Here is a 26,829-nt window from a genome sequence, read left to right as displayed (position 1 = left end):
AGTTTGAGCAGAACAACTCTTCATGGCAGGAATATGGCTGATTCGTGGAAGCTTTATTCTAATCCCTCTGAAATCATTAACATTTTTTCAGGGTGTAAGACCTTTACATGCGTAACACCTTGAATTTTAATCAATCCATCCTTTTTGAAGGCACTAAAAACACGACTGATTGTTTCAATTGTGAGGCCTAAATAATCTGCAATATCCGTGCGAGGCATAGGAAGGTTGATCTCTTGGAAACCTGTATTTCCTTTTTGTGTCAGGAGCTTGCCGCGCTCAACCAGAAATGTTGCCAACCGTTCGCGTGCTGTTTTTCGCCCTAAAAGGGTCATGCGGGCTTGCATTAAAGAGAGTTCACGAGATGCTTCTTCTCTTAGCCGATGTTCCAGGTTGGGGAAACGTTCCACAAGGCGCTGCATAGAAGCATGAGGGAAACGGCACAAATGAACGTCCCCTAAAGCTTCGGCGCTAAAAGAATAGGTTTTCACTGCGGCTAGTCCAAGGAAATAACCTTCTTCAGCAAATGCCGTTATTTGACGACGACCATCAGGAAGCAGCGTAAAGAGTTTAACGCGCCCATTCGTAAGCACAAAAAAGTCGTGTGCTGGAGCGCCTTCTTCTAAAATAGATCGCCCATCCGAAACAGACATACGGGAAGACTCTCTTGCTAATGTAGCGAGATCGCAATCCTCAATCGCATTACAAATGCTGTATTTTCGACCAACGCAGTTAATGCATTTATCAATGATATCGTCTGGATTAATTACGGATGCCATAGAGATGATTTCCCAGACCCTATAATTGAGTCTATGTCTTATTTATCACAGCTATAATATTAAAATTATATATTTGTAATAAATTGATATTAGTCAAGGTTTGAAAGAAAGAAACGGTGCCTTTTCAGTCGTAGATGTATATTGATTTAGGACTCAAGCGATGAAGATTGTGGCTGTCACACTGAGCACTGCATTGGCAGTAGCTTCTCTTTCTACTCATGCCTTCGCAGAGCCGGTCACATCCAATGTAGCAGCGCCTATGCCTCAAATAAATATCCATGCACCTATTGCATCAGGACATTGTGGCCTTTTTCAGACATGTGCAAATACAAAAATTGGACTAGGAAAAGGTGACTTTATCATTCGGTTGTCGGCTTTAGGTGTATTACCAAACGATCATAGTAGCCGCATTTGGCTTAATGGCAGTCCTTTGCCCGGGCATGTTAAAACGACCAATCAAGTGATGCCTGAACTGACATTTGAATATTTTTTCACGGATAATTTATCGGTTGATTTAATTGCAGCAAGCACACGTCACGAAATTGCAGGTGAAGGCACTCCTGTTGGAAAGGTTGACGTTGGAAGTGCATGGGTTCTTCCGCCAACAGTCACTTTTGCTTGGCATTTCATGCCGCACAAACGGTTTAACCCATATTTAGGTGTGGGTGCCACGTTGGCTTGGTTCCATAACGTTTCACCGGCTGGTGGTCCGTTGGCTCAGAAGCTGAATATAGGCGTAACAGGTGGTCCAACCATTAATGCTGGTGTTGATTATCAGGTAGTTGGCAATTGGTTCGTTAATTTTGACGTGAAAGAGATGTTCATGCGTGTTCATGCGTGGACAAATGACCGAGGTGTAGCCGGGGAAAATTATTTACGCGCTCACGATTCTCTTGATCCTACAACGGTAGCTTTTGGTGTAGAATACCGGTTCTAATTATCTATTAAAAAAATTAATTTTTAATTATCCCTTATCTGTTTCTATTGAAAAATAGAGATCGGTAAGGGTTTTTTGTTACAATTCCAAGAAATTTTGGTTCTTTTGTTCGGAACCTCTTGTCAAAATCATACTTTAAGTTTCAGAGAGTAATCAGCAACATGGGGCGAAAAACCAACACATGGGACTGAAACAATAACGTTTATGTGTTAGTTGGTGTTGTGCGCGTGTCAATTTTTCGTGACATGTGTTTTCTGTAAATTTTTGGGGTATTCAAAGAGTATGCGTTTTGCGCGCGTTGGCGCTTTGACCTTAGGTCTTGTTGGCGTCGTCCTTATTTTAGGCTTTTTCCTGAAAGGGTGCTTTAAATCCCCTGTTCAGTTGACGTCGCCAGAGCAGCCAATGTTTTCCCATGAGAATGGGAGTATCGTGGTGAAGGAAAATACCCCTTTACAGAAACGACTGGAAGTGGCGCCTGTCGTTGTTGCTCCTCACGTGATGGGCGTACAGGTTCCTGCTCAGGTTATGGCTTTGCCAGACCATCAAGTAAATGTGTTGGCACCTGTAACCGGCCGCATTTTGAGCGTTTTGGTGAAGTTGGGTCAGCATGTTTCAAAAGGTCAGGTTCTCGCGATTATTGCTGCGGGAGATCTGGATCAGGCGTGGGCGGATGACCGTCGTGCCCGTGCTGCACTTGATTTTGCAAAGCGTGCCTATAACCGATCACGTGATGTACAAGGCATTGGTGGAAATGCCGTTAAAGATCTGGAATCGGCTCATAATGACTTGCTGCAAGCAGAAGCAGAAGCTCAACGAACCAGCCATCGTTTACAGGTTTTAGGATCTCAATCGCAATATGCTGCGCGTGGGCAAGTTCCTCTGGTTTCTCCTGTTGATGGTGTCGTTTCCACAACGACCATGGCTCCAGGTCAAAACATTACAGATGCGACAGCAGTTCAAATGACGCTGATGGACTTGTCGGCTGTATGGGTCGCAGCTGCCGTTCCAGAAAATCGTGTAACGGCTCTTGCTTCTGCTACAATGGTAGAAGCGACTTTCCCAGCCCTGCCAAGGCAGCGGTGTACCGGCCCTATTGCTTCTCGGGATCCAACATTAAAAGCAGATACTCGCAGACTGAATGTTTATGTCGTATGCCCCAATTCGGAAGGTGTTTTGCGTCCAGGAATGTATGCAACAGCGACACTTGATATTCCAGAAGATCAAGTCGTTTTACTTCCTAAATCAGCTTTGCTGATGAATAACGACCGGACATCAGTTTTTATAGAAACAGCTCCTCGTACGTTTCAACGAAGAGATGTAGCAATCTCTTATGACGATGGCGACAATGTTAAAGTGATTTCTGGCCTGAAGGCTGGAGAGCGCATTGTAACAAGTGGTGCCATATTGTTGAACGATGACTGACCGGGTAGGCCAGCCTTAAATGATAGAACGTTTTATTTCATGGTGTTTTGGGCGCCGTAACATCGTTTTTTTTGCAGCTGTTTTGCTCGCAGTGCTGGGAAGTGTCGCTTGGCGTTACCTTCCTGTAGAAGCATACCCAGACTTGGGGGCTGTGAATGTTCAAATCACGACACAGCAGCCCGGGCTGGCCGCAGAAGAAATGGAGCAGCAAGTTACCGTTCCGTTAGAGCGGGTTTTATCAACTGTTCCTGAGGTTGTAGATAGTCGTTCATCCAGTACGTTTGGCTTATCGCTGGTCACGCTTATTTTTCGTGATGGAACAAATGTCTTTTGGGCTCGTCAACAGGTCGAAACCATATTAGCGAGTAATCCATTACCTAATGGAGCTCAGCCAACTTTAGGGCCAATTACAGGCCCAGGTGGAGAAATTTATCGCTATACATTAGAGTCAGATGATAAAAATCTGATGCAACTCTCAGATGTGCAAAAATGGGTTGTCATCCCTGCCCTGATGCATGTTCCTGGAGTTGTTAATGTTGATAATTTTGGTGGATATACACGCGAATACCAGTTGGTTTTAAATCCATCTTCTCTGATGCGATATAATATCGGTCTGGAAGATGTTTTAGGTGCTATTCGTAATAATAATGTGAATGCTGGTGGTGGCCGCGTTTCTCGTGGTGAGCAGTCTTATATCATTCGTGGGGTTGGAATGATCCATACCTTACAAGATATGGGAAATATTGCTGTTACCCAACGGAATGGTGTTCCAATCTTTATCCATGATTTAGGCGTGGTGCAGTTTGGGCACCAAGTTCGGGAAGGTATTTTAGGAAAGAATAATAATCCAGATACGATTGAGGGTGTCGTTACCATGTTAAGTGGTAAGAACCCCTCACAGGTATTGGATAATCTGCACGAGACCGTTGCAAAGCTTCAAAAGCAATTGGCACCGCAACATATCCGTATCGTCCCGTATATTGACCGGGATAACCTCGTACAATCTACGACGCATAAAGTCATGGATACGATGGTCGAAGGGATTTTGCTGGTTCTTGTTATTTTAACCCTTTTCTTAGGCAGTCCAAGAAGTGCGGTTGTAACGGCTATTACCATTCCGTTGGCCTTGTCCTTTGTGTTTGTGTTGATGCAGGCTTTTGGGATGGCCGCTAATTTGTTCTCTCTCGGTGCGATTGACTTCGGGGTGATCGTCGATGGTGCGATCGTTATTACAGAAACGATCTTGCGCTTGAGGGAAGATGATCCTGATCAGCCGTTACAGGCGGGTAAGGTTTTAACCGTTGCGAAACGTGCCGGCCATGCAATTTTTTCATCAACATTGGTTATTATTCTGGCCTATAGCCCTTTATTTGCTTTTGAGGGAAGCGAGGGCAAGCTTTTCCGCCCAATGGCTTTCACCGTTAGTTTCGCTCTGCTTGGAGCGTTATTATGCGCGCTGACATTAATTCCGGCTTTAAGCTTCTTGGCATTAAGAAAACCGCAGCACGTATGGCATAATAAGCCATTAGAATGGCTGCATGAACGATATAGTCATTGGCTAGGTCATTTTATTGATCGTCCGTTCGTTGCTTATATTGGTGGTATTGGAGCGCTTGTCGCTGTCGTTTTCTTGGGGTCGTCGATTGGTCGCGAATTCTTGCCGAACCTTGATGAAGGAGCGCTTTGGGTACAGGTTCAGATGCCGACAGGGATTTCTCTGGAAAAAGGTGAGCAGATTGCTAATGAGATTAGAAAGGCTGTCAACGAGTTTCCTGAAACCTCTTATGCGATTACACAACTTGGCCGTTCGGATGATGGAACAGACCCTTGGACACCATCTCATATTGAGATGCCTGTTGGCTTGAAGCCTTACGATCAATGGCCTTCTGGTGAAACCAAACAACAGTTTGTGAAGCGTTTGCGTGCGCGTTTGTTGAAAATACCCGGTATTGATTTTGGTATAAGTCAGCCAATTCAAGATAATATGAGTGACTTGGTCGGTGGTGCGCATAGTCCTTTGGTGCTGCGTGTTTATGGCAATGATTTTGAAGAAATGCGCCGCATCGGAGACGAAATTGTTTCCATATTGAAGAAAGTTCCTGGAACAGTTGATGCTTCGATCTTTCAAGAGCCACGTATTCCTCAAATAGGCGTAGATGCAGACAGATTGTCAGCAGCACGGTATGGAATCAATGTTTCTGATATTTCAGATGTTGTATCATTTGCTATTGGTGATGGGTCTATATCCACAGTTTATGAGAACGACCGCTATTATAATGCAACGTTAAGAATACCACGGCATGACATTCAGGATCTGCAAGTTCTCAGGCAGTTCCCTGTTCTGACGTCGCAAGGGTCGTATATTCCATTATCACAAGTGGCGCATATTGGTTTGAAAATGGGTGAGAGTAATATTGCTCATGAAATGAACCATCGTCAGATTACCATCAGGGTTGATAATGGCCAAAGGCCGCTTTCTCAGTATCTTGCTGATGCTCAGGCGCGTATTGATCAGTCCGTTCACTTTGATCAAAAGAAAAATTCTTTGGAATGGGCTGGAACATTTCAGCAGCAGCAGCGCGCTCAAAAACGTTTGAGTGTCGCTTTAGCAATTATGTTCGCGATGATGTTGGTGTTGCTGTTTGTCGAGTTTGGAAAAATTCGGCAGGCCTTGCTGATTTTAAGTGTTGTGCCTCTCGCCACAATGGGCGGATTAATTGCGCTGCATATTCGTGGGGAAACACTGAACATCGCAACCGCTGTCGGTTTTATTGCGCTCTTTGGTGTGGCCGTTCAAAATGGAATTATCATGATATCAAGTATTAACCGGTATCGTGAAGAAGGCCGTTCCGTTCGAGAAGCAACCATTATCGGTGCGGGAGAGCGTTTTCGTCCTGTCCTTATGACAGCAACTGTGGCGAGTGCTGGTATGTTGCCCGCAGCTATGGCTACCGGTGTTGGAACAGACGTTCAAAGAGGGTTAGCTACTGTTGTCGTGGGTGGTTTAGGTATTGCGACATTGCTGACGCTTTTTGCATTGCCTGTATATTTTAGTGAGTTAGAAATGTGGGTTGAGCGTCGAAATAAGAAAAAAACTCAATCAGCGCATAGAGAGGGAGCCTAAACAGATGAAACGGTTTCTTCGTTATACAACAGCTATTATTGCGACCTCTTATTTGGCGGGGTGTAAAGTCGGCCCAGATTATAAGCGGCCAGACTTGCCAAAAGGAATGGATTATCAGTCAACTCCTTTGACGAATACGTCTGGGCGGGGGACAAATGCTTTTGACGTGTCACAGCACTTTCAAACGGGAGTAGACGTTCCGGGGAAATGGTGGGAGCTCTTTCAAAACCCTGTACTGAATTCATTTGTTGAACAGGCTTTAGCGCATAACCAGTCATTAGCGGGTATGCAGGCTGGGTTAAAATCTGCATGGGAGCAAAGACGTATTGAAGGGGCAGGGTTGTATCCAACTGTTTCTGCATCGTTCAACCCAACCCGAAATAAGACATCAAAAGCCCTTTCTCCTGTTCCCAACAGTAATTTGTGGCTCTATTCAATGCATACCGCACAGTTAAATATCGGTTATGTGCCAGACCTATGGGGCGGTGTGCGACGGGCTATTGAGGCAGCGAGTGCACAAGCTGAAATTCAACGTTTTCAGCTGGAAGCAACAGCGATAACGTTGATTTCTAACATTGTGAGCACAACGATTAATGAAGCGTCTATACGCGCTCAAATCAGTGCAACAGAAGATCTGATTGCGAGCCAAAAAGAGACCCTTAATACTCTTAAGGCTCGTCAGAGATTAGGAGATGCATCTCTTCAGGATGTTGTAACCCAACTCGCATCCGTGGCGCAGTTGGAGGCGACCTTGCCTCCATTGCGGCAGCAATTAGCTCAAACACGGGATCAGTTGGCTGTTCTTGCCGGTGTTGCTCCAAATTCGCCTTTACCGGAATTTTATTTAGAGCAGTATAAACTACCGAATGAGTTACCTGTATCTTTCCCTTCTGCCTTGCTGGAGCAAAGACCAGATGTGCGAGCTGCTCAGGCTCAAATCAAATCGGCGAGTGCTCAGGTTGGCGTTGCAATAGCAAATCGACTACCAAATCTTCAGTTGAGTGCGACACCGGGTGAAGTCATGGATAAGATGCATGACTTTTTTAGACCGGGTTATGGGAACTGGACGTTATCCGCTACTTTGATGCAGCCTATTTTCCAAGGTGGGTCTCTTTTGCATGCTGAGCGGCAAGCTAAGGATAATTTGTTACAGGCAAAAGATAATTATGAAGCGACTGTGATCAGCGCTATTCAGGATGTTGCCGATACACTTTATGCCTTAAAATATGACGCTGATACTTTGGAAGCTAATCAGACGAATTATGATGCTGCCGGGCGAAGCTTAAAAATTGTGAAAGGGCAGCTCAGGTTGGGGGATGTTAGTGAGCTGACTGTTCTTCAAGCCCAACAGGCATACGCTCAGGCACGTCTTTCTCTCGTACAAGCGCAGTCGGCTCGTTTTTCGGATAGTGTGGCGTTGTTTCAATCACTGGGTGGTGGTTGGTGGAACCGCAATGATTTAGGAATGTCACCTAAAGATCAAGAAAAATTAGGAAAGTCTTTATGGCCTTGGTAGTTTTTTGAAAGGGAATAAATCCCTTTCAAAAATAGAGTGCTATTGGGAGCAGGCATGGGTGAAGTCGATAACGATGTTATCGTTTAATTTATATAGGTTATAATTCACCCGTGAAATTATTTTATCAAAATGACATGTATTACGAATTTCTAAGGCTGCTTTCATTGTAGGCTTTGTGTCTGGGGATTCGTTTGTCGTAACACTTATATTATTGGGGAGATTGTAGGTTTTTAAAAGCGTATTTCCCCAAGCCCATCCGTCCAAGGCGCGAGCAAGATCAAACCGGAAAATAGGATGCTGGTTTAAAATGAGCTGCGTGTAAGCGGAGGTCGGTGTTTGATCTCCTAGAATGCGCACATAGGTTGTTTGTCTGCCAGAGAGTGTAAAGAGATCTTCATCAATTTGACGCGCCAGTTGATGATCAAGATGTGACTGTGAACCCTCAGCATTTCCCCAAGCATATGCAAAGACGAATTGTCCGAAAAGCATTAACATACCAAGAGCCATTGGAACGCATTGGTAGATATTTTTAGGAGAGCTACGACCGATAATAAAGGTTACAGCAAAAGCACAGACTGCTCCGACACTCATCATGGTCCGAGGTACAATAACCGGGAATTTTAGAAGGCTAAGAAGACCGGCGATTGATAAGACGGATAAGCCGAGAAACAAAAAGGTTAGGAATAATGAAAGAGTAATTTCGTTTTTGTTGCGATTACGAACGCCGATAAAAACGCGGGTAAAAGTTGCTATTATTCCCAGAATCATGCAGGCGCCAAGGAAGCGCTCGAGGTTGCCATGTCGGAACTCATTAAAAGCAAGACGAATACAGTTTTTGATGTTTCCTAAAAAGGAATGAACATCATGAACCATCCCTAAGTGGGCGCGTGTATAGGGATCATAGTTTGTAATATTCGTGACAGCGATTTCAATTTTATACAAAACCAGCCCTGTGATGAAGGCTATTATTCCTTGTATAAAACGAGAGATGGATTGTTTATTGCTGTAGTCTATAATTTGTAGAGTGCTATTCAGACATAAAAGAACCAAAAAAGCATTAAGTGCGGCTTGATATACATTAGAAGTAATCAGAATAACCAAGCTGGTTAGAACTATTCTTTTAGCATTAGAAATATTTTGAGGAAGAGAAAATGGAATAGTAATGAGAGCTAAGGCTGCTGTCATTGTAATAGAGTCAAATCTATAAGACAAATTTGCTAGTAAAAAAGGCGAGCAAACCAAAAACGATAGTGCAATACTTCCGTTTAATACAGAAAATCTCCAAGAACGAGATAAGAATGATAAAGCAATCGCAAGAAAAGAGACAGAAATAATCTGGGTTAATGGTGCTAAATTAGATACATAATTGGGAGAAAAGCTCATAATCTCCCAAATCCAGTCTCCGATAGGGCGACCATTTCCTGTTAAAGCGAGGTAGCCATAGACGGACCGTCCAAGGTCATCAATATAATAAATATTCTCTTGAATAATGGGATAGACAAAGAATAAAAAAAGTACAAAAAATATAAAAAATCGCTTTTTAAGGTCATTAAATAAAAGGGGATTAATAAAGTCCATGGTCTTTCCTTTCCGGTTTAAAGTGTGTGTGGGAAGCAATTAAAATAAAATATTAATTATATTTTTTGCGTATAATATAAATAGGACGGTGTTTGGTTTCCATATAAATACGTCCTACATATTCACCGAGCATGCCGATACTAATAATTTGTATGCTCCCAAGGAAGGTAACGGCAAAAAAGATAGAAGCATAACCAGGGATATGATTGCCATACATGAGGGTTCTTAAGAAGATAAATGCGCCGTAAACGAGCGATATAACAGCAATGGCAAAGCCAATATATGTCCATACCCGAATAGGGGTCGTTGAGAAGCTTGTGAAGCCTTCAAGGGCAAAGTTCCACAAGGCAAAGCCAGAAAATTTTGTTTCTCCAACGTTTCGGTTTGCACGCACGTAGTCTAACGTGACTGTTTTAAAGCCGACCCACGCGTAAAGGCCTTTCATGAAACGTTGACGTTCAGGGAGCTCTTTGAGTGCATCCACCACTTCACGGCTCATAAGCCTAAAGTCCCCTACGTTCTCTGGGATTTTAGGCTTGGCAAGTTTATTGTGTGCTTTATAAAACCAAGAGGCTGTGAGTCGTTTCGCAGCACTATCCGAAGAGCGATCTATTCGCCGGCCAAGTACAACTTCAGCACCATTGCGCCATTCTTGTATCATTTGCTGAATAAGCTCAGGCGGGTCTTGTAAATCTGCATCAATAATAATGACCGCCTCTCCTGTAGAGACGTCTAAGCCCGCGGTCATAGCCGCTTCTTTTCCAAAATTGCGGGAAAATTCAATAACTTTTACAGAGGTGTCTTTTTGCGAATATGCGATTAACCTTTCTAGGGTGTCGTCAGAGCTTCCGTCATCAACGCAGACAATTTCCCATTCAATGTTTTGAATGTCATGTAAAACGGGAGAAATTTTTTCAAAGAAATAATCAACGCCAGAACCCTCATTATAAAAGGGAGCAATGAGAGACAATTTAGAAGGGCGCATAAATTTCTATTCAGATAATACCAAATTTCACCTAGATTTTACTGTAACAATTTTAGAGAAAAAAGAATAGAATGGAATCTATTATGCGACACGATTTTGTACCGACCACTCTCCTGCATGGAAAGATAAATAGGTAGGAGAAGCATTGGGTAGGCGCACATTTACGGCGAGGTTCATAGCAGCTCGAATGCCTCTGAATAACCCTCCATGGGCAACAAAGAGGGGTGTACCTCCCTTGATGAGTTCTTTATTCAAGGCTGAAATAGAACGGTTTTTGAGATCATCAAAACTTTCTGCTCCTTCAGGGGTGAACTTTCCGGCGATCCAAGGATCATACCATTCTCCCATAGGTTGTCCTTCTTGCACGCCGAAGCTGACTTCTTGCAAATCTGGATCAATAGTAAGAGGGAGGTTAGGGCCTCCGCTGTTTAAAATAGCGGCTTGTGTATATTGGGCTGTTACTAAAGCACGTGAGAGAGGAGAGGTTATAATCCGATCAAACGGACGCTGATTGTTTTCAAAGAGCTTGGCAAAAATCTCCCCAGCTCGTGTAGCTTGAATGAGACCGGTTGTATTAAGAGGAACATCTGTGCGGCCTTGAGAAAAGCCTTGATAGTTCCAGTCTGTTTCTCCATGCCTGAGATACCAAAAAGGGCGTTGGATTAATTCGGACATAAAGAAACTCCAAAAAGTGAGAAAAGTCAGTCAAAAAGAGATGAAACGGAACTTTCATCTGCGACGGCGCTCATGGCTCTCGCTAAAAGATTGGCCGTGGTAATTTGACGAATGTTAGGTGTGTTTATTAAATTTTGAGTTGCAGCAATACTATCTGTTAATGTCAGCATGTTTAGAGGACTATTTTCCACACGCTCACAAGCATTACCAGTCAGAACTCCGTGAGTGACGTAAGCTTCCACTCCTTCAGCGCCTCGGCTCATAATAGCATTTGCTGCATTGCAAAGAGAGCCACCACTATCGATAATATCATCTACAAGGACGCAGTAACGGCCTGAAACATCTCCAATAACATTCATGACTTCAGAGACACCCGCACGCTCACGGCGTTTATCAATAATAGCAAGATCCACATTTAAACGTTGAGCGAGCTGACGTGCGCGAACAACCCCTCCAACATCTGGAGATACAACCAATAAATTACGATCGGGTAAACGTGCTTTGATGTCACGGACAAAAAGAGGGGCTGCGTATAAATTATCAGTTGGGATATCAAAAAAACCTTGGATTTGCATAGCGTGTAAATCCATGGTGAGAATGCGGTTGGCTCCCGCTTCCGTTAAAAGATTAGCAACAAGTTTAGCGCTAATGGGGGTACGTGGGCCTGATTTACGATCCTGACGTGCATATCCAAAATAAGGCATGACGGCTGTAATGCGTCGGGCTGATCCTCGTCGAAGAGCATCGAGCATGACCAAGAGTTCCATTAAGTGGTCATTCGTGGGCATAGATGTGCTTTGAATGACAAACACATCTTCTCCGCGCACATTCTCTTGAATTTCTACGAACACCTCTCCATCGGCAAATCGTTTGACAACAGTTTTACAAAGGGGAAGTCTCAATTCATTAGCTACTGCACGAGCCAAAGGAAGATTGCTGTTGCACGCGACGATTTTCATGAAAGGGCCTCGTCCAGTATTCGAGAGGAAAAGAAGTGGGTGCCTTCTAACAGTGTGACACTAAAAAGTCATCTCTTATAGAAAGGAAACTTTCTTTTATTCTTGTGTTGATGCTAAAGGCGATGCACATAAAACACAGAAATGCTTATAAAAAAACGTGTTAATGTGGTTGGATTTTAAGGAGTTTTTCAATGTTGTTAAAAGAATGCACCAGTTTTTCTGGGCGTCGATTAATTCTTGAGAATCTCCCTCCTATTCGGCATGCGCAAGACGCTGTTTTTATTCCAAGAGGAGACGGGCCGTTTTGGGGGCTTTTTGAAGCTTCTGGTCGGAGTGTCCCTGAGGCACTGAATTATACTGGTTTTCCCAAGCTTCACACTCCTCTTAGCTCATTGGATTGCCCGGCACTGCCGGATGTTCCAACATTAAGTGATAAGTATGACTATTGGTATATTGGGGAGGTTAATCTTCAGTATGGTCATTTTCTCATCGAAAATTTAAGTCGTCTATGGGCCATTCCCTCTTATGAAAGAACACGTTTAAGAATTATTCTGAGTTATCATGAAGAGATAGAAAACATTTTTAAATATGATTACTTTAAAAGTATTATGGAGGCCTTACACTTAACACAAGAAAACTTCATTCAAATAAAAGCACCTACTCGGTTTGAGAATATAAAGGTAGCATCTGCCGCGTTTGAAGATTTTTCATTGATTTATAGAGTGTATGCAGATTTTGTTCATTCAATAGGGCGATATGTGTTGCCGTATAAAGTTGACCCCCAGCCTGGCAGAGTGTTGTATTTTTCAAAAGAGCATTTGAGGGCTGGTAAAACGAGAATTGGCAATGAAGCAGAACTAACGAATATTTTAAAAGATAAAGGAGTAGGAATTATATTCCCCGAACAAATGAGTTTTAGGGAACAGATTAAACTTTGGGCTTCAAACCCTATTGTCGCGGGCTTTAGTAGCGCCTCTCTTTATACAAGCCTCTTCTTTCCGAGAAGAAATACAGTAACTTTGTCATACACGGAAAATGTGAATGTTAATCATGTGCTGGTTGATGATGTAAACCAGAACAATGCCAGATATTTAAACGCGTCCCCCGGTTTGGAAGCCTTAGGAGCAGGTGACGGTTTTCAAATGAACTATCGGATACAAAACGTTCAAAAATTTGCGGAAGAGTTTTTAGATATGGTGATGTAGGTAACGTTATTTTAACTAACGATACCTACTCAATATCATGATTTATTTGTGTTTTTTATCGTCATTTGTCGGTGGTAAAGGTTTGTGTTCACGGCCGGAGTAGTTGGTAATAATCGTTCTTACGCCACCAGCTGCTTCTTCTCCAGCGGCCATAGCTGTATCTCCCCATGCCTTATCGAGTGAGTGGGCAACGATATCATGCAATTGAGTAGCAGCTCCCGCTTCTTTTCCATCTGCACTTAAAACGCGCCAAGAGATTTCTATATGTTGCATGGCATGACGGTCATATTTGGGGGCTTTGGAAATTTTGACGATACCGATGACCGTAAAATCTGCCCCTTTTGGGGTTGTTTGAATTGAATTAAAGTGATCTGGGAGTGCTGTGAAAAAAGCGCGTGCCAGAGATTGATTTCCATCTCCCGGCGCCCCTTTGACACCTTTGAAATAAATATGTGCAGGCCGGTTCATTAAACTATGTGGGTCCTGTTGCATCATAGCGGCCTGAATGCCGGTAAGCATATTGGCCAGGACAGGCGCCTCCTGCACGGCTGCGCCTTTTAAGGCTAATAAATCACCAGAATTCCATCCTGCTAAATCAACGGGTGGTCCATCATTTTCAGCACGTTCTTTCCCTGTTGGCATAATGATAACGTAATGGGGCACAATGGCACCATTTTGAGTTTTGGTGCTCATTTTGACCCACCAGTCCCCAGGCTGTTGGGGCTGCGCGACCGCAGGGACGGCTTGAGCAACCATTGCTTGTGCCAAAGAACTTGCCCATGCTTGCGCTGCATTAGGAGGCAAAGAAACATCTTTAGGTGTTGGTATCGCAAGGCGCGGAGGAGGCAGGTTAGCGGTGGCGAGTTGGCGTGCTTGTTGGCCCGGGTCAGAAAAAGGGTGAGGCATGCTGAAGCACCCCGTTAAACTGAAGCATAACATGATAGGTAAAAAGCGACGCATTACAGTTCCCAAGGCTAAAGATGGTTGTGTGGTTGATTGATCGTTAATTTATTGACGAATAAGAATATAGGAGATTGTAACGTCAATATCAAAGTGATCTCCAGCCATATCTGGTGGAATGGGAGGAAGGTGAGCACCTTGGAATATGCTGGTTGTTGCCGCATCTAAGGAATAAGATCCAGATTGTTCTGTTAGACGAACGGATTTTACTTTTCCAAAGCGGTCAAGAACAACGTGGACAGAAGATGGGCCTTCTTCCCCAGCACGTCTGGCTTCTTCTGGATAGTACATATGATGGCGTATCCAGTTATCAATCTCACGGCTGTAGTCACTACTAATTCCATGCACTGTGCTACGGGTCATATATGGCGCATTAATGGCACCATTTAAGCTTAATGGGCCAACAGAAAGGTCTATAGGGCCCGCTGAACCACTTCTACGCCCACGGTGATGTGGGTGTGGTGAAGGTGGCGAATTATCGCCAAAGCTTAGATCCATAGGGTGAGAAAAAGGATTTTTATTGGTGTTGTCGCTACGTCGAGGTGAATGAGACGAAGTATGGCGAGAGTGAGTGTGTTTCTTGGCTTGAGAGGCTCCCAGTGTCACAGGTTGGGTTGAAGGAGCAGCAGGAAGTTCAGCCGAAGGGGCTTGCTGAATGGGGGGAGCAGAGGGAGAAGTGGGCGTGTTAACGGCTGGTGACGGTGGCGCTTCGTCTTGGTTATTGGAGTGTTGTTGTTCGGATGGGGGGGGAGTATTTTTTTGCACTGTGGTCGCGGGGGAGTTTTCGCCATCATCATTGGAATGTGGTGGTGTCATGCCGCTTTTAGCGGGAGGGAGGTCTGCTAAAAATTCAACAGTAGGAGCCTCTACCCCTGTGGGAGCTCCCGGTGGCGGAGACGAATGGATAAGTAAGAAAGCAAAAAAACAGAAGTGAATTGCTGTAGAAATAGATAGAGGTGCAGTTAAGCTGGGATCAACGACATATTCTTTTTTAATTAGAGGGGTAATGGCGGGTTTTATTGGAGTGTTGTGAGGTTCATAGCTTTGAATGGGTTGCCGTGTATGAGGTAAGTTACGAATATATTTTTTTTTGGTGCGTTTGGATTTGGGCAACGCAAAGAGGCGTGGTTCTTTTTTTATTTTATTTTGGTTTGTTTTAGATACGATTTTACTCATGCCGCTTGTGTAAAGATAAAACATTCATTCTGAGTAGAATAAGCAAGATATTGCATAGACAGAAAGAATAACCGATCGAGAGTAATGTAAACCTATATCAGGATGACATTTCTCTTTCTTCTGTGGAAGAGGGAAATCACTTTTGTATTAAAAAAGACATCATAATTTCTGAAAATTCTTTGGGCTTTTCTGCATGGAGCCAGTGTCCAGCATTTTCAATAGATTGAATTTTAGCTTTTGGAAATAATTCATAGATCGGTTTATGTGCCCTTTCTTGCACATAGGGGGATAAAGCGCCACGAAGAAAGAGGGCATCGTTTGGAAAGGGAGCCAGTTTTACATTGGGCCAAGTTTCAATCTCGTCGATTCCGTTGGCAATATCATCAAAGCCAATATGCCACCTTGCGGGTATATCAAGCGCAATATTTTGCAACATAAGTTCGGATACCGCTTGACTGCCGGTAATGGGTTCCAAAAGGGCTAAAGCTTGTTGTTTTGTGAGCTGTTCCGGGAAGCGCAGTTGAGCCAGTTGAGCAATCATTTCTTTATGGCCCTGGTGGGTGGCTATGGGGGCCATATCACCAACCAAGATTTTCGAAATTTTTTCAGGTGACATTAAGGCCATTAACATGGCAACTTTCCCGCCCATAGAATGACCCACAAGAGAGAATGAGGAAATATTCATACTCTCAAGAGTATCAAAAACATCTTGAGCTAGATTATGGTAGGTCACAGGACCGTGAGGGCTATCTCCGTGGTTGCGGAGGTCAAGAGCGATTGTTCTAAAGTTCTGTGATGCTGCTTCTCGTTGGAGAAATCCAAGATTTCGTGCTCGTCCAAATAAGCCATGTAGGAAAACGACAGTTTCGGGCCCTTCGCCACGTTGGATTGTATTGAGGAGCATTATTTTCTTCCGAAATTATCGTATCTTTTGCTTGTTTAATTCTACCCTTGATTGATGACGTCGTAAAGAACCGCTTCATATCTTCATATAGGGAGATTATTGCTATTGTGTGCTATAAAGTTTTGAAAGATCAAAACCGAGGAGAATAGAATGTCTCAGACACCAGAAGAACGCTTGGCTGCCCTTGATATTACATTGCCACAAGCTGCTGCACCGGTTGCAAATTATGTTACAACAGTGCGTACGGGAAACCAATTGATTGTATCAGGTCAGCTTCCACTTGTGGATGGAAAGCTACTCATTGTTGGAAAACTGGGAGCAGAAGTTTCTAATCATGCAGGTGTTGCATGTGCGCGAGCATGTTTGATTAATGTAATTTCTCAAGCAAAATCTGCTTTAGATGGAGATTTAACACGTATTAAAAGAGTCGTTCGGTTAGGTGGTTTTATAGCATGTGTTCCTGAGTTTACCGAACATGCCGTTGTTATGAATGGTGCGTCTGATTTAGCGGTTGATGTTTTTGGAGATGCTGGTCGGCATGCTCGCTCAACGATTGGGGTTCCTAGCTTGCCGATGAATGCCCCTGTGGAAGTTGAAGCTATTTTTGAAGTTGAGTAAGTAAAATTGGACGGGTGAATCCCGTCCAATACTTTAATTATTTATCAGCTTAATTTTTTAGAAATATAGTTACCGCAAAACTGAATAAGACTGACAAGAGCAATTAAGACCGCCACAACACTGAGCATGATCGTCGTATTAAAGCGTTGATAGCCATAACGAATAGCTAAGTCTCCTAAACCTCCTGCACCAATGGCTCCTGCCATAGCTGAGGCGCCAATGAGAGAGACGATTGTGACAGTTATTCCTGCAACAAGACCAGGAAGCGCTTCAGGGATCAAAACATATTTAATGATCATGAAACGCGTGCCTCCCATCGCTTTTACGGCTTCAATCAGACCTTTATCCACCTCACGCAAAGAGACTTCAGCAATGCGCGCGTAGTATGGGATAGCGGCAATGGAAAGGGGAACGATAGCTGCTGCAGTCCCTAAAGATGTCCCAATTAAGAAACGTGTAAAGGGAATAAGAAGAACGAGAAGGATAATGAAGGGAATAGCACGAATAGCATCCACGACTAAGCTAACGAACGTGCCAAGAAACGGTACTTTATAAAGCTTGGCAGAGCCAGTTGCGGTCATGAACAAAGCAAGAGGAAGCCCAAGGATGACAGAGATTGCAGCGGAGGCAAAAACCATTTCAAGAGTTTGAAGAGTGGATTGGAAAATGAGATTAATAATCAGGCGTGACATAACCCAGTCTTTCAATTTTTTTCATATTAGCTTCTAGAAATGCTTCTGCTGCTGCGATATTTCGCCCAGAAAGGCCAATAATCATTTCACCAGTGGTTGTGTCTCCAAAGCTGGTAATCCCACCCTGAAAGATAGTAATATCTGTTTCAAAAGTTTTTGTCATATTAGACAAGAATGGTTTAAAAACTTCATTCTCTGGGAAAGTGATTCGGACGACTGTGACTTTTCCTGCTTTATCGTCATGATGCAGTTTCTCATTAATCTCTTGGGGAAGATTGGGTTTCGTTTCATCTTGAAGTTTTACAATGATGGATTGCTCTGAAGGTGTTGTAAGCAATTCGCCCATTGAGCCATCAGCAATGAGGCGTCCATGATCCAGAACAAGCACGCGTTGTGCGAAATGGCGCACAACATCCATCTCATGTGTAATTAAGACAATCGTTAGTCCTAATTTTTGATTGATTTCCGACAGGAGATCCAAGATTGCAGTTGTACTTTCGGGATCAAGAGCTGACGTAGCCTCATCACACAAAAGTAGGTCAGGATTAGCAGCTAAAGCACGAGCGATCCCAACACGTTGTTTCTGCCCACCTGATAGCTGTGAGGGCTTTTTGTTTTCATGCCCTTTTAAGCCAACGAGAGATATAAGTTCGTGAACGCGCTCGGCTTGTTTGCTTTTGGGCCAATTAGCAATTTGAAGAGGAAGAACAATATTTTTGAAAACAGTGCGAGATTCAAGCAGGTTGAAATGTTGGAAGATTAAGCCGATCTTCCGGCGTAATTGCACCAGTTGACTTTCGCTTTGGGTAACGAGGTTGACCTCATTGAGGAGAATTTGGCCTTGAGTTGGTTTTTCAAGGCCGCATAAACAACGCAATAAGGTTGATTTCCCTGCCCCTGATCGACCGATAATGCCAACGATTTCACCACGCTGAATTGAAAAGTTAATATCAGTAAGGGCAACATGGTGCCCAAACCGATGGTTAACGTGTTTTACATCAAGAACCGGCTCCATTACTGCCATGCCGGAACATTGGCGCCATGATAAACGTCTAGAAGAGCCTGACGAACATTAGGCTGTTGGTAGGATTCAACAAGCGGTTTAACCCAAGGTGCATGTTCATCTTCTTGATTGACAGAGATAAAGCATGCGTATGGGTTATTGGTCATACTTTCTTGAGCAATTTTTTCCTTTTTGATGTCGATGCCGGATTTAATAGCCCAGTCAGTATTTACAATGGCTGCATCAAGATCTGGCAATGTGCGGCCAACGACGCCTGCATCTAATTCACGGATCGTGATGTTTTTGGGGTTGTCGGTAATATCCAGAGCGGTTGGCGTTAAACCTGCATCAGGGGATACTTTTATGACGCCGAGAGTTTCTAGAAGTTTGAGTGCGCGGCCTTCATTGCTGGGGTCATTAGGAACACCAATGGTTGCATTTTGAGGAAGTTCTTTAATACTATGCCATTTTTTTGAGTAAAGACCGATTGGAGATACATAGGTGTTCCCGACCGGAACAATGTGGAAATTACTATGCGCTGCCAACTGAGCTTTAAGGAAAGGGCCGTGCTGGAAAGCATTAGCGTTTAATTCATGCTCAGCTAAAGCTTCGTCAGGTGCATTATAATCAGAGAATGTGACGATTTGTAAGTTTAAACCGCGTTTGGCGGCATTTTGACTCACAACTTTCCAAATGTCTTCATCTTCTCCCGACATAATTCCTATTTTAAGAGTGGTAGGAGTATCAGCAAAAGCTGGTTTAATAAGAGATAGTCCTACGACTCCTCCACCCAAAAGGGTAAGAAAATGCCGACGGCTGGAAGGTGAAGAGAAAGCCATAAGGACACCTAAAAACTAAAATAAAAAGTTAAATAAGAGTGTAAAACATAAATGCTTCATTGTTAATGGTTAAAATGATTTTTGAGAATTTGAATTTTATGTAAGGATGCTTTCTTGAGTTTATCACCCTACATATTAGAGACCTCTCATTTTGGAATAGCGGAATATGCAGGATAAAGAGAAGTGGGTTGTGACGCTTCATTCATCGATTCACGATATTGGAATATCGGCTTGGGATGCGTGTGCGGGCTCCGATAATCCATTTGTTTCGTTTGGTTTTTTATCTGCACTGGAAGATAGTGGCTCCGTATCGCAGCAAAATGGCTGGTTGGTAAGGCATATTGCGTTAAGAAATGAAGATGGCCCGATTTTAGCGGTGGCCCCGTTATATGGAAAACTACACTCTTGGGGAGAGTATGTTTTTGATCATAGCTGGGCTCAAGCGTATGAGGCGGCAGGAGGACGATATTATCCGAAGTTTCAGTGTGCTGTTCCGTTTTCTCCGGTTCCAGGACCACGTTTGCTGGTTAGACCAGATGTGGAAAATAAAGAAGAAATAGCAGTGGCTTTAGCTACAGGTATGGTTCGGGCTGCTGAAGAGCTTAGTCTATCGTCCGTGCATGCTACTTTTTGTGATGATTTTTCGTTAAAGTCTTTTGAAAAAGCGGGTTATTTGAAAAGAGTTGGTGTTCAGTATCATTGGTATAATGAAGGTTATCAATCTTTTGATGATTTTTTGAATAATTTATCGTCGAGAAAAAGAAAAAACATTCGTAAGGAACGAAAAATTGCTCATGAGCATGGTTTAACATTTGTTGTTAAGCAAGGTCATGAAATAACCGCAAGAGATTGGGCGTATTTTTATAAATTTTATTTGGGAACAGTCGATAAGAAATGGGGAAGTGCTTATTTAACGCAAGACTTCTTTTTATTAATGGCAGAAAGGTTAGGGAACAAAGTCGTTTTAATGTTAGCTGAACAAGAGGGAGAACCCGTTGCGGGTGCTCTCAATCTTATGGGGGAGGATACATTATTTGGGCGTAACTGGGGGAGTGTCGGGGAATGGCCTTTTTTGCATTTTGAATTATGTTACTATAGCGCAATAGATTTTGCTATCGCGAATAATCTTTCTAAGGTAGAAGCTGGAGCGCAAGGTGAACATAAGATACAGCGAGGGTATCTGCCGAGTTATACCTATTCAGCTCACGCTATTATTGATGCACAGTTAAGAAAAGCAGTGAAGGCTTTTTTAGAGCAAGAAGCAGAGTTGATAAAACAGGAAGCACAGGTTTTAGCGGAATACTCACCATATCGATCTAACAAAGAAGAATCGCTCTAAAATTAACGTTTGATCAAGTATTAACGCGCTATACTTCGTCTATTATCAAGGGAGGCGGAGTAGCCGATGGAGAACAGCACTTATATTGCTCTTTCGCGGATGGATGCACAGCAACGTGCGATGGCTGTTGTTGCGGATAATATGGCGAATGCATCTACAATTGGATATAAGAAAGAAAGCGTTCTTTTTAGTGATTACCTGTCGCGTCAGTCGGGCTCTGAACAGCCGAGAGGCACTGAGATACAATCATATACTCAAGATCGGTCGACATATCGTGATTTTGGACAAGGCGATTTTCAACAAACCGGAAATCCTTTGGATCTCGCGTTAGGTGGGGACGGGTATTTTCAGATTCGAACTTCCAATGGGACGCGGCTAACCCGAGCAGGCAGATTTGAGCAACAAGCAGATGGAACGGTTGTGGATGAAGTAGGTAATTCTCTTTTGGGAAAAGATGGAGAACCAATTTCTATACCTGTTAATGCTCACCAAATTACAGTTGCTTCTGATGGGGTTATAACAACAGAGACAGGACAAGTAGGCCAAATAGCTGTTGTAAAAGTTCGTGATAATAATAGCCTGAAAGCGGAAGGAAGCCATTTGTTGGTATCAGACCAGCCAACGGATGTAATTGATCGTCCTAATATTGCGCAAGGAATGGTAGAGGCTAGTAATGTTCAGATGATGTCTGAAGTTACGACGATGATGAATATTCAGAGAAATTTTAATTTTATGGCTCAGTTTGTAAATGCAGAAGCATCCAGACAACAAAATGCCATTGATAAAATTGTACAAGTCTCAGCTTAATTTGGATTTTTAAGGAACTTATTGATGCGTGCTTTAGACATTGCTGGAACTGGAATGCAGGCTCAACAGACGAATGTTGAGACAATATCAAATAACATAGCGAATATGAGCACAACTGGTTACAAACGTTCGCGTGCTGAGTTTCAGGATCTAATATATCAAAATATTAGGCGTGTTGGAACTAGTTCTTCTGATACCGGAACGACTGTCCCTGCGGGAGCGCAGGTAGGTTTGGGTGTAAAAACAGCTGCAATATATCGAATTAATGATCAGGGAAGCTTAGAGCAGACCAGTAATTCATTAGATTTAGCTGTTCAGGGAAGAGGCTATTTTCAGATTCAATTACCATCAGGTCAACTTGCATATACTCGAGATGGAACCTTATCGATGGATAATAATGGTTCTTTGGTTACAGCTGATGGTTATCAGGTTAGTCCAACAATATCGATTCCTAATAACGCACAAAGTGTGAGTATTGATCAGTCGGGACAAGTGAGCGTTGCTATTGCAGGGCAAAATAACGCAACAATTGTTGGTCAATTACAGTTAGCAACGTTTACAAATGAAAATGGATTAGCCGCAATGGGGCAGAATCTATTTACTCAGACCACGGCTTCTGGAGATGCAATGTTAGGGAACCCTAACACTACGGGCTATGGAAGTGTCATGCAGGGGTACGTAGAAAACTCAAATGTGAATGTTGTCAGTGAAATAACAGATTTGATTACAGCACAACGTGCGTATGAAATGAATAGTAAAGTTATTACATCTGCTGATGATATGATGCAGACTTTAAATAATTTAGGCGCTCGTTGATGAGAAGAAGTGTTTTTTTGTATGTTATAGTTGGATGTTTATTCTTTATAACGAGTGTGAGTGCAGAATCCGCAACGCTTCGGACTAATGTTATTTTAAACCATCCTTACGTTTTGCTTTCAGATTTATTTGATGGGATTCTGCCTTCTGAGGATAGGAAGATTGGAGCTGCTCCTCCTTTAGGAACGCGATATACAATTGGTGGAGATCAGTTAACGGCTATTGCAGCGCAGTTTGGCGTGGAATGGTTAGATGCTTCTCCGATACTTTCAACGACTATTGAAAGAGCGTCTTATACGATTAATCAGAGCGATTTATTGCCGGTAATAGAAGAAAAATTGAATTTTAAAGAAAATGACTACACTAAAATAGAATTAAAAGAATTTGTTCCGATCAAGATTGCTTCTAACGAATTTAAGGGATCTCAGCAAATTAATGTACATTTTTGTGATGATAAACACGAAGACTTTCAAGGGGAGATAAAAATCCCCCTTTCTAAAGAGGGAGAACTAAAAATATATCCTTTTGAGGGAGTGGTCATCAAAAAGGTTTTAGCCGTCGTAGCACGTCACGATTTATATCCAGGACAATCTATTTTAGCAGAAGATCTTGAACAGAAACCAATTAAATATGTTTCTATCGATGGTGAAAAAGAGTTATCTGTTAATGATATCGTGGGTTTGGTTGCAAAGAAAAAAATTGCAGCAGGGCATATAATGGTGGCTTCTGAACTGATACACCCTCAACTCGTAAGCCGTGGAACCCCAGTAGTCTTGCTTTTCGCATCAGAAAATTTGCGCGTAACAATATCTGGTATTGTATTGGATGAGGGTGGAAAAGGCGATATAGTACATGTTTATAATGCATTGAGTAAAATGATTTTAACAGGAAACGTTATGAGTCGTAGTGAGGTAAAAGTAATTTCTGGTATTACCCCATTATCTGCAGATGAACGCAGACTATCTATGAATCGCCTTCCTTCTCTTTAAAAAGACATCATTTGTATTCCCAGAAGACAATATCAATCGTCGCATTATATAGTATAGAGATCTTCTCTATAGGGGATATTCATACATTGATGTGGTTTTTTATCGTGTTCTTAAAATAAGAGAATATTCTTTTAAATATTTTTCCCATTGCATCCATCCATAAGTAAACAATTGGAGTTGTATAAAGCGTAAGGAGTTGACTTACGATCATTCCGCCTAGAACAGAAACTCCTAGAGGGATTCTTATTTCACTTCCATATCCATTTCCAAGTATAAGTGGGATAGCGCCTAATGCTGCTGCAATAGACGTCATTATAATGGGTCTAAAGCGTGCCTCTGAAGCTTGAAGAATAGATTCTTTTGGAGATATTTTTTTCTCTCGCTCAGCTTGAATTGCAAAGTCGATAACCAGAATGGCATTTTTTTTAACGATACCCGTTAAAAGGATAATTCCTAAAATGGCAATAACACTAAAGGGTAAACCAAAAATCCAGAGGCCTAATACGGCACCAATTCCTGCTGAAGGCAAAGTCGATAAAATTGTAATTGGGTGAATAAAACTTTCATAAAGTACACCTAAAACAATATACATAATAGCGATGGCAGCACCAAAAGCTAAAAGTGCATTTATCATAACTTTGGCTGTATCACCGGATGTTCCTGTAAACTCACCAAGAACAGTGCTGGGGGCATGAGTATTTTTGAGGGTATCCTGAATAAGGGAGACAGCGCTTGAATATGTCGTGTTGGGAGATAGATCAAAAGAAATGGCCGCAGAATAATACCCCGATCGGTGAGTTATATCGAGAGGTTGTTGCTTGCTAAGTATGGTGGCAACCAGATCAAGCGGGATCATAGTTTCTATTGAGGAGGAAACAGCAGACCCACTGGACTTGTTTCCAGAAATTTGGTTGGCAAGAGAGTTTTGAATCGATGTTCGAGCGAGAGAAACTGCGCTATCATCGTTATTATTCTGCGTAATTTTAGTTCGGATTAAATTACTAGCTACTCCACCTGCCGCTGTTCCTGCTGAGGTGGAGATCCAAACTTGATGAAGCATATTAGGGTCAGTACGGTATTGGGGTGCCAGAACCATTACAACCCTGTGCGTGGTCAGAGGGAGATGAATGGTAGAGACAATGGCCTGTCCATACGCATCATATAAAACATTTTGTATGAGCTGGGGGGTAATATTATATCGTGCTTCTGTGTCGCGTTGAACGTGGACATAGGTGGCTGCAGATTGGTTTTCGGTCATTGAAGAGATATTAACAAGCTTACCAGATTTCCGGAGTACATTTAGAAATTTCGGCAGGTAGTTAGTAAGGTCAGACACATTCTCGCTTCTGAGTATGTAGCGATAGTTGCCTGTATTATTTTGGCCATTGCCTCCTTGAGTACTTCCGCCAACTCCCCAGAACATAACTTCTGCTCCGGGTTTCTGAGGAATGGAGTGACGGATTTGATCAAGGATTTTAGGAAGAGGGGGACGTATTTTTTTATCTTTGAGATCTAAAAAGAACTCAGAGACATTTTTGCTGTCGTTAGCTGTTGTTACAGTTAGGATATACGGGTTTTTCCGAAGGATAGAAGCAATATTTTGAGAGCGTGTGTTGAGCTCTTGAAAAGACATGGACGCATCACCTTGCAGGCGTCCTGAAATGAAAGAGAGATCTTGCTCGGGAATAAATTCTTTAGGCATCATAATAAGGAAAAGGACGAGAATGATGAAGCTAAGAGGTAACGTTAAACCTGTTAAGATGGGATGTTTTAAACACCATTTAAGAGATTGAACGTAAGCTGTATGAAGGTATTGAAGTGTGCGTTCTGTAACGTGTGAAAGACGGCTAATATACTTAGATTTGTGTCCGGATGCATGCTGGATATTGAGCATATAAGCACACATCATGGGCGTGAGTGTTAGAGATAGCCACATAGAAATAAGAATTGCCGAAATCATGGTCATGCAAAATTCAAACATGATTGATCCGACTGAGCCGGGAATAAAAAGAAGGGGAAGAAAAACCGCAATCAGTGAGATGCTTATAGAAATAACGGTAAAGCAAATTTCAGAAGAACCGATAACGCTGGCTTCATAACGGTTAAGACCATTCTCAATGTGTCGAGCAATGTTTTCTAAAACAACAATTGCATCATCAACGACAAACCCAACAGCTATGGTTAAAGACATTAAAGAAAGAATATCGAGAGAGAAGTGAAACGCCGCCATTGCCGCGAGGGTGCCTGAAAGAGCAACGGGAATTGTAATGGCGGGAATAATGGTTGTGGAAGCGTTTCGAAAGAAAAGTAATATGACAAAAATAACAAGAATAACGGAGATAATAAGTGTCTGTTGAGCATCACTTAAAGCATCTCGAACAGGGCGAGACATATCAAGTCCGACGATAACATTTACATTGCTGGGAAGTGCTTCTTTTATATGTTGAAGCTTGCTGTTGATGCCATCGACAATCTCAACAGCATTTGAGTGGGGTTGTGCTATGACAGAAAGGGTAATGGCATTATGATTGTTGATAGAGCTAAATTGATAATCATCTTGAACACTATCATAAACCTTAGCAACATCTTGTAAGTGAACAGGATAAAAACTGTTTCGATAACCAACAATAAGGTTTTTATATTGATCTGCTGTGATGGATTGATCATTTGTTGTCAGAATAAGTCTTTTGCCATGGCTATCAATAAAGCCTTTAGGAGTGAAGGCATTTGCCGAAGCAAGAGCTGTGCGAATATCTTCAAACCCGATCCCCCATTTATAAAGTGGGTTAGGGTTTAGCTCGACCCGAACAGCAGGGTTTGACGCACCAAAGAGTTCAACGCGCCCAACTCCTTTCACTTGCGAAAGAAGAGGTTTAACACGAATATTAGCTAAATCATAAAGTTGGGCATTTGATAATTGAGCGGTGGTGAGGCTAATAAGGTATGTAGGGAAGTTACTCCCATCGAGTTTGAATGCTTGTGGATCACTATCCATTGTGCCAGAGGGTAAGTCACTACGTGCAGCGCGCAAAGCGGCCTGCACATCACGCAGAGCACCGTTTATATTACGTGAAGATGAGAAATCGACAAAAATATCAGCACTTCCCTGACTTGTATCCGACTCAATGCTTTCTACATCTGCGATACTCGCTAAACGCCTCTCAAGGGGCGTAGTAACAGATGTTGTCATTTGTTGAGGATCAGCACCCGGTTGAGAAGCAACAACCATAATTGCGCTTGCCGTCATATCTGGCATTGTGGCAACGGGCAGAAGAGGATAGCAGATAAGGCCTGCAAAAAAGATCGCGATAGATAAAAGTGAAGTGGCAATAGGGCGATCTATGAAGAGGCGAGAAAAATTCATATAGGTATATTACCTAGGATATAATTTTATTCCTCTATCACTATGGTAAGACGTTTTTTTTTGAAAGAGAGTTTGTAAATTAAAATATTAAATAGTTTTCAATATAAAAGAATAAACATGTGGCGCCTAAAATAAGCGCCACATG

Annotated in this window: 22 protein-coding genes; 10 read left to right on the top strand and 12 right to left on the bottom strand. The window is 42.6% G+C overall.

Annotated features, from left to right (window positions below):
- Positions 1 to 53 precede the first annotated feature (53 nt).
- The gene (locus tag E3D00_RS04215) at positions 54 to 776 is read right to left on the bottom strand and encodes a Crp/Fnr family transcriptional regulator (protein WP_246091498.1); all 723 of its coding nucleotides are present in this window, start codon (positions 774 to 776) and stop codon (positions 54 to 56) included.
- 160 nt (positions 777 to 936) lie between these two features.
- Here E3D00_RS04215 and E3D00_RS04210 point away from each other — a divergent pair, with 160 nt between their 5' ends.
- The 4 genes from E3D00_RS04210 (at position 937) to E3D00_RS04195 (ending at position 7,775) form a co-directional block, all read left to right on the top strand.
- Positions 937 to 1,713, top strand: a complete 777-nt coding sequence (locus E3D00_RS04210) for an OmpW/AlkL family protein (RefSeq protein WP_141460236.1) — start codon at positions 937 to 939, stop codon at positions 1,711 to 1,713.
- A 282-nt stretch (positions 1,714 to 1,995) separates the two neighbouring features.
- Entirely contained in the window at positions 1,996 to 3,135 is a 1,140-nt protein-coding gene (locus E3D00_RS04205; RefSeq protein WP_141460234.1) for an efflux RND transporter periplasmic adaptor subunit, read from the top strand.
- A 19-nt stretch (positions 3,136 to 3,154) separates the two neighbouring features.
- Positions 3,155 to 6,259: an efflux RND transporter permease subunit gene (locus E3D00_RS04200; protein ID WP_141460232.1), complete on the top strand. Its 3,105-nt coding sequence runs from the start codon at positions 3,155 to 3,157 to the stop codon at positions 6,257 to 6,259.
- A 4-nt stretch (positions 6,260 to 6,263) separates the two neighbouring features.
- Positions 6,264 to 7,775 (top strand): efflux transporter outer membrane subunit, encoded by a 1,512-nt coding sequence (locus tag E3D00_RS04195; protein WP_141460230.1) that lies wholly within the window; start codon positions 6,264 to 6,266, stop codon positions 7,773 to 7,775.
- 39 nt (positions 7,776 to 7,814) lie between these two features.
- On the opposite strand, the gene E3D00_RS04190 is transcribed toward E3D00_RS04195, so the two are convergent.
- The 4 genes from E3D00_RS04190 to E3D00_RS04175 all read right to left on the bottom strand — a co-directional run bounded on the left by E3D00_RS04190 (position 7,815) and on the right by E3D00_RS04175 (position 11,972).
- Complete coding sequence (locus E3D00_RS04190; RefSeq protein ID WP_141460228.1) at positions 7,815 to 9,353, bottom strand: glucosyltransferase domain-containing protein; 1,539 nt, start codon at positions 9,351 to 9,353, stop codon at positions 7,815 to 7,817.
- A gap of 52 nt (positions 9,354 to 9,405) precedes the next feature.
- On the bottom strand, positions 9,406 to 10,338 hold the full coding sequence (locus tag E3D00_RS04185) for a glycosyltransferase family 2 protein (RefSeq protein WP_141460226.1): 933 nt from the start codon (positions 10,336 to 10,338) through the stop codon (positions 9,406 to 9,408).
- A gap of 81 nt (positions 10,339 to 10,419) precedes the next feature.
- A complete protein-coding gene (locus tag E3D00_RS04180; protein WP_141460224.1) occupies positions 10,420 to 11,013 on the bottom strand; it encodes a histidine phosphatase family protein in 594 nt (197 codons plus the stop codon).
- Between the two features lie 26 nt (positions 11,014 to 11,039).
- Complete coding sequence (locus E3D00_RS04175; protein ID WP_141460222.1) at positions 11,040 to 11,972, bottom strand: ribose-phosphate pyrophosphokinase; 933 nt, start codon at positions 11,970 to 11,972, stop codon at positions 11,040 to 11,042.
- 191 nt (positions 11,973 to 12,163) lie between these two features.
- On the opposite strand from E3D00_RS04175, the gene E3D00_RS04170 reads away from it, so the two are divergent.
- Complete coding sequence (locus E3D00_RS04170) at positions 12,164 to 13,177, top strand: glycosyltransferase family 61 protein (RefSeq protein WP_141460220.1); 1,014 nt, start codon at positions 12,164 to 12,166, stop codon at positions 13,175 to 13,177.
- 42 nt (positions 13,178 to 13,219) lie between these two features.
- Here the strand turns inward: E3D00_RS04170 and E3D00_RS04165 are convergent, their stop codons facing one another.
- The 3 genes from E3D00_RS04165 to E3D00_RS04155 form a co-directional block, all read right to left on the bottom strand.
- A complete protein-coding gene (locus E3D00_RS04165; protein ID WP_141460218.1) occupies positions 13,220 to 14,137 on the bottom strand; it encodes a hypothetical protein in 918 nt (305 codons plus the stop codon).
- Positions 14,138 to 14,185: 48 nt separating this feature from the next.
- Positions 14,186 to 15,313 carry an energy transducer TonB gene (locus tag E3D00_RS04160; protein WP_246091497.1) on the bottom strand — a complete coding sequence of 376 codons (1,128 nt, stop codon included), beginning with the start codon at positions 15,311 to 15,313 and terminating at the stop codon, positions 14,186 to 14,188.
- Positions 15,314 to 15,449: 136 nt separating this feature from the next.
- The gene (locus E3D00_RS04155; protein WP_141460215.1) at positions 15,450 to 16,217 is read right to left on the bottom strand and encodes an alpha/beta fold hydrolase; all 768 of its coding nucleotides are present in this window, start codon (positions 16,215 to 16,217) and stop codon (positions 15,450 to 15,452) included.
- A 150-nt stretch (positions 16,218 to 16,367) separates the two neighbouring features.
- On the opposite strand from E3D00_RS04155, the gene E3D00_RS04150 reads away from it, so the two are divergent.
- Complete coding sequence (locus E3D00_RS04150; RefSeq protein ID WP_141460213.1) at positions 16,368 to 16,835, top strand: RidA family protein; 468 nt, start codon at positions 16,368 to 16,370, stop codon at positions 16,833 to 16,835.
- Between the two features lie 44 nt (positions 16,836 to 16,879).
- Here E3D00_RS04150 and E3D00_RS04145 read toward each other — a convergent pair whose 3' ends face one another.
- Genes E3D00_RS04145 through E3D00_RS04135 form a run of 3 tightly spaced genes read right to left on the bottom strand, consistent with a single transcriptional unit; the run spans position 16,880 to position 19,369 of the window.
- Positions 16,880 to 17,527: a methionine ABC transporter permease gene (locus E3D00_RS04145; protein ID WP_141460211.1), complete on the bottom strand. Its 648-nt coding sequence runs from the start codon at positions 17,525 to 17,527 to the stop codon at positions 16,880 to 16,882.
- Positions 17,508 to 18,551 (bottom strand): methionine ABC transporter ATP-binding protein, encoded by a 1,044-nt coding sequence (locus E3D00_RS04140; protein ID WP_141460209.1) that lies wholly within the window; start codon positions 18,549 to 18,551, stop codon positions 17,508 to 17,510. The genes E3D00_RS04145 and E3D00_RS04140 overlap by 20 nt, the downstream gene beginning before the upstream one ends.
- Entirely contained in the window at positions 18,542 to 19,369 is an 828-nt protein-coding gene (locus E3D00_RS04135; RefSeq protein ID WP_141460207.1) for a MetQ/NlpA family ABC transporter substrate-binding protein, read from the bottom strand. The genes E3D00_RS04140 and E3D00_RS04135 overlap by 10 nt, the downstream gene beginning before the upstream one ends.
- A 166-nt stretch (positions 19,370 to 19,535) precedes the next feature.
- On the opposite strand from E3D00_RS04135, the gene E3D00_RS04130 reads away from it, so the two are divergent.
- The 4 genes from E3D00_RS04130 to flgA all read left to right on the top strand — a co-directional run bounded on the left by E3D00_RS04130 (position 19,536) and on the right by flgA (position 23,320).
- Positions 19,536 to 20,708, top strand: a complete 1,173-nt coding sequence (locus tag E3D00_RS04130) for a GNAT family N-acetyltransferase (protein ID WP_141460205.1) — start codon at positions 19,536 to 19,538, stop codon at positions 20,706 to 20,708.
- A gap of 66 nt (positions 20,709 to 20,774) precedes the next feature.
- On the top strand, positions 20,775 to 21,515 hold the full coding sequence (gene flgF, locus E3D00_RS04125; protein ID WP_141460203.1) for a flagellar basal-body rod protein FlgF: 741 nt from the start codon (positions 20,775 to 20,777) through the stop codon (positions 21,513 to 21,515).
- Positions 21,516 to 21,539: 24 nt separating this feature from the next.
- On the top strand, positions 21,540 to 22,331 hold the full coding sequence (gene flgG / locus E3D00_RS04120; RefSeq protein ID WP_141460201.1) for a flagellar basal-body rod protein FlgG: 792 nt from the start codon (positions 21,540 to 21,542) through the stop codon (positions 22,329 to 22,331).
- Between the two features lie 56 nt (positions 22,332 to 22,387).
- Positions 22,388 to 23,320, top strand: a complete 933-nt coding sequence (flgA, locus tag E3D00_RS04115; protein ID WP_220093259.1) for a flagellar basal body P-ring formation chaperone FlgA — start codon at positions 22,388 to 22,390, stop codon at positions 23,318 to 23,320.
- Positions 23,321 to 23,399: 79 nt separating this feature from the next.
- Here flgA and E3D00_RS04110 read toward each other — a convergent pair whose 3' ends face one another.
- Positions 23,400 to 26,684, bottom strand: coding sequence for an efflux RND transporter permease subunit (locus E3D00_RS04110; RefSeq protein WP_141460197.1), 3,285 nt, complete (start codon positions 26,682 to 26,684; stop codon positions 23,400 to 23,402).
- Positions 26,685 to 26,829 lie beyond the last annotated feature (145 nt).

Source organism: Swingsia samuiensis (assembly GCF_006542355.1).
GTDB classification, from domain to species: Bacteria; Pseudomonadota; Alphaproteobacteria; order Acetobacterales; family Acetobacteraceae; genus Gluconobacter; species Gluconobacter samuiensis.
This window is presented reverse-complemented; position numbering and strand designations above follow the sequence as displayed.

Bases quoted from the DNA above. Each gene is read 5' to 3' on its own strand.
- E3D00_RS04215 (WP_246091498.1), bottom strand. From the start codon at position 776: ATGGCATCCGTAATTAATCCAGACGATATCATTGATAAATGCATTAAC.
- E3D00_RS04210 (WP_141460236.1), top strand. From the start codon at position 937: ATGAAGATTGTGGCTGTCACACTGAGCACTGCATTGGCAGTAGCTTCT.
- E3D00_RS04205 (WP_141460234.1), top strand. From the start codon at position 1,996: ATGCGTTTTGCGCGCGTTGGCGCTTTGACCTTAGGTCTTGTTGGCGTC.
- E3D00_RS04200 (WP_141460232.1), top strand. From the start codon at position 3,155: ATGATAGAACGTTTTATTTCATGGTGTTTTGGGCGCCGTAACATCGTT.
- E3D00_RS04195 (WP_141460230.1), top strand. From the start codon at position 6,264: ATGAAACGGTTTCTTCGTTATACAACAGCTATTATTGCGACCTCTTAT.
- E3D00_RS04190 (WP_141460228.1), bottom strand. From the start codon at position 9,353: ATGGACTTTATTAATCCCCTTTTATTTAATGACCTTAAAAAGCGATTT.
- E3D00_RS04185 (WP_141460226.1), bottom strand. From the start codon at position 10,338: ATGCGCCCTTCTAAATTGTCTCTCATTGCTCCCTTTTATAATGAGGGT.
- E3D00_RS04180 (WP_141460224.1), bottom strand. From the start codon at position 11,013: ATGTCCGAATTAATCCAACGCCCTTTTTGGTATCTCAGGCATGGAGAA.
- E3D00_RS04175 (WP_141460222.1), bottom strand. From the start codon at position 11,972: ATGAAAATCGTCGCGTGCAACAGCAATCTTCCTTTGGCTCGTGCAGTA.
- E3D00_RS04170 (WP_141460220.1), top strand. From the start codon at position 12,164: ATGTTGTTAAAAGAATGCACCAGTTTTTCTGGGCGTCGATTAATTCTT.
- E3D00_RS04165 (WP_141460218.1), bottom strand. From the start codon at position 14,137: ATGCGTCGCTTTTTACCTATCATGTTATGCTTCAGTTTAACGGGGTGC.
- E3D00_RS04160 (WP_246091497.1), bottom strand. From the start codon at position 15,313: ATGAGTAAAATCGTATCTAAAACAAACCAAAATAAAATAAAAAAAGAA.
- E3D00_RS04155 (WP_141460215.1), bottom strand. From the start codon at position 16,217: ATGCTCCTCAATACAATCCAACGTGGCGAAGGGCCCGAAACTGTCGTT.
- E3D00_RS04150 (WP_141460213.1), top strand. From the start codon at position 16,368: ATGTCTCAGACACCAGAAGAACGCTTGGCTGCCCTTGATATTACATTG.
- E3D00_RS04145 (WP_141460211.1), bottom strand. From the start codon at position 17,527: ATGTCACGCCTGATTATTAATCTCATTTTCCAATCCACTCTTCAAACT.
- E3D00_RS04140 (WP_141460209.1), bottom strand. From the start codon at position 18,551: ATGGCAGTAATGGAGCCGGTTCTTGATGTAAAACACGTTAACCATCGG.
- E3D00_RS04135 (WP_141460207.1), bottom strand. From the start codon at position 19,369: ATGGCTTTCTCTTCACCTTCCAGCCGTCGGCATTTTCTTACCCTTTTG.
- E3D00_RS04130 (WP_141460205.1), top strand. From the start codon at position 19,536: ATGCAGGATAAAGAGAAGTGGGTTGTGACGCTTCATTCATCGATTCAC.
- flgF (WP_141460203.1), top strand. From the start codon at position 20,775: ATGGAGAACAGCACTTATATTGCTCTTTCGCGGATGGATGCACAGCAA.
- flgG (WP_141460201.1), top strand. From the start codon at position 21,540: ATGCGTGCTTTAGACATTGCTGGAACTGGAATGCAGGCTCAACAGACG.
- E3D00_RS04110 (WP_141460197.1), bottom strand. From the start codon at position 26,684: ATGAATTTTTCTCGCCTCTTCATAGATCGCCCTATTGCCACTTCACTT.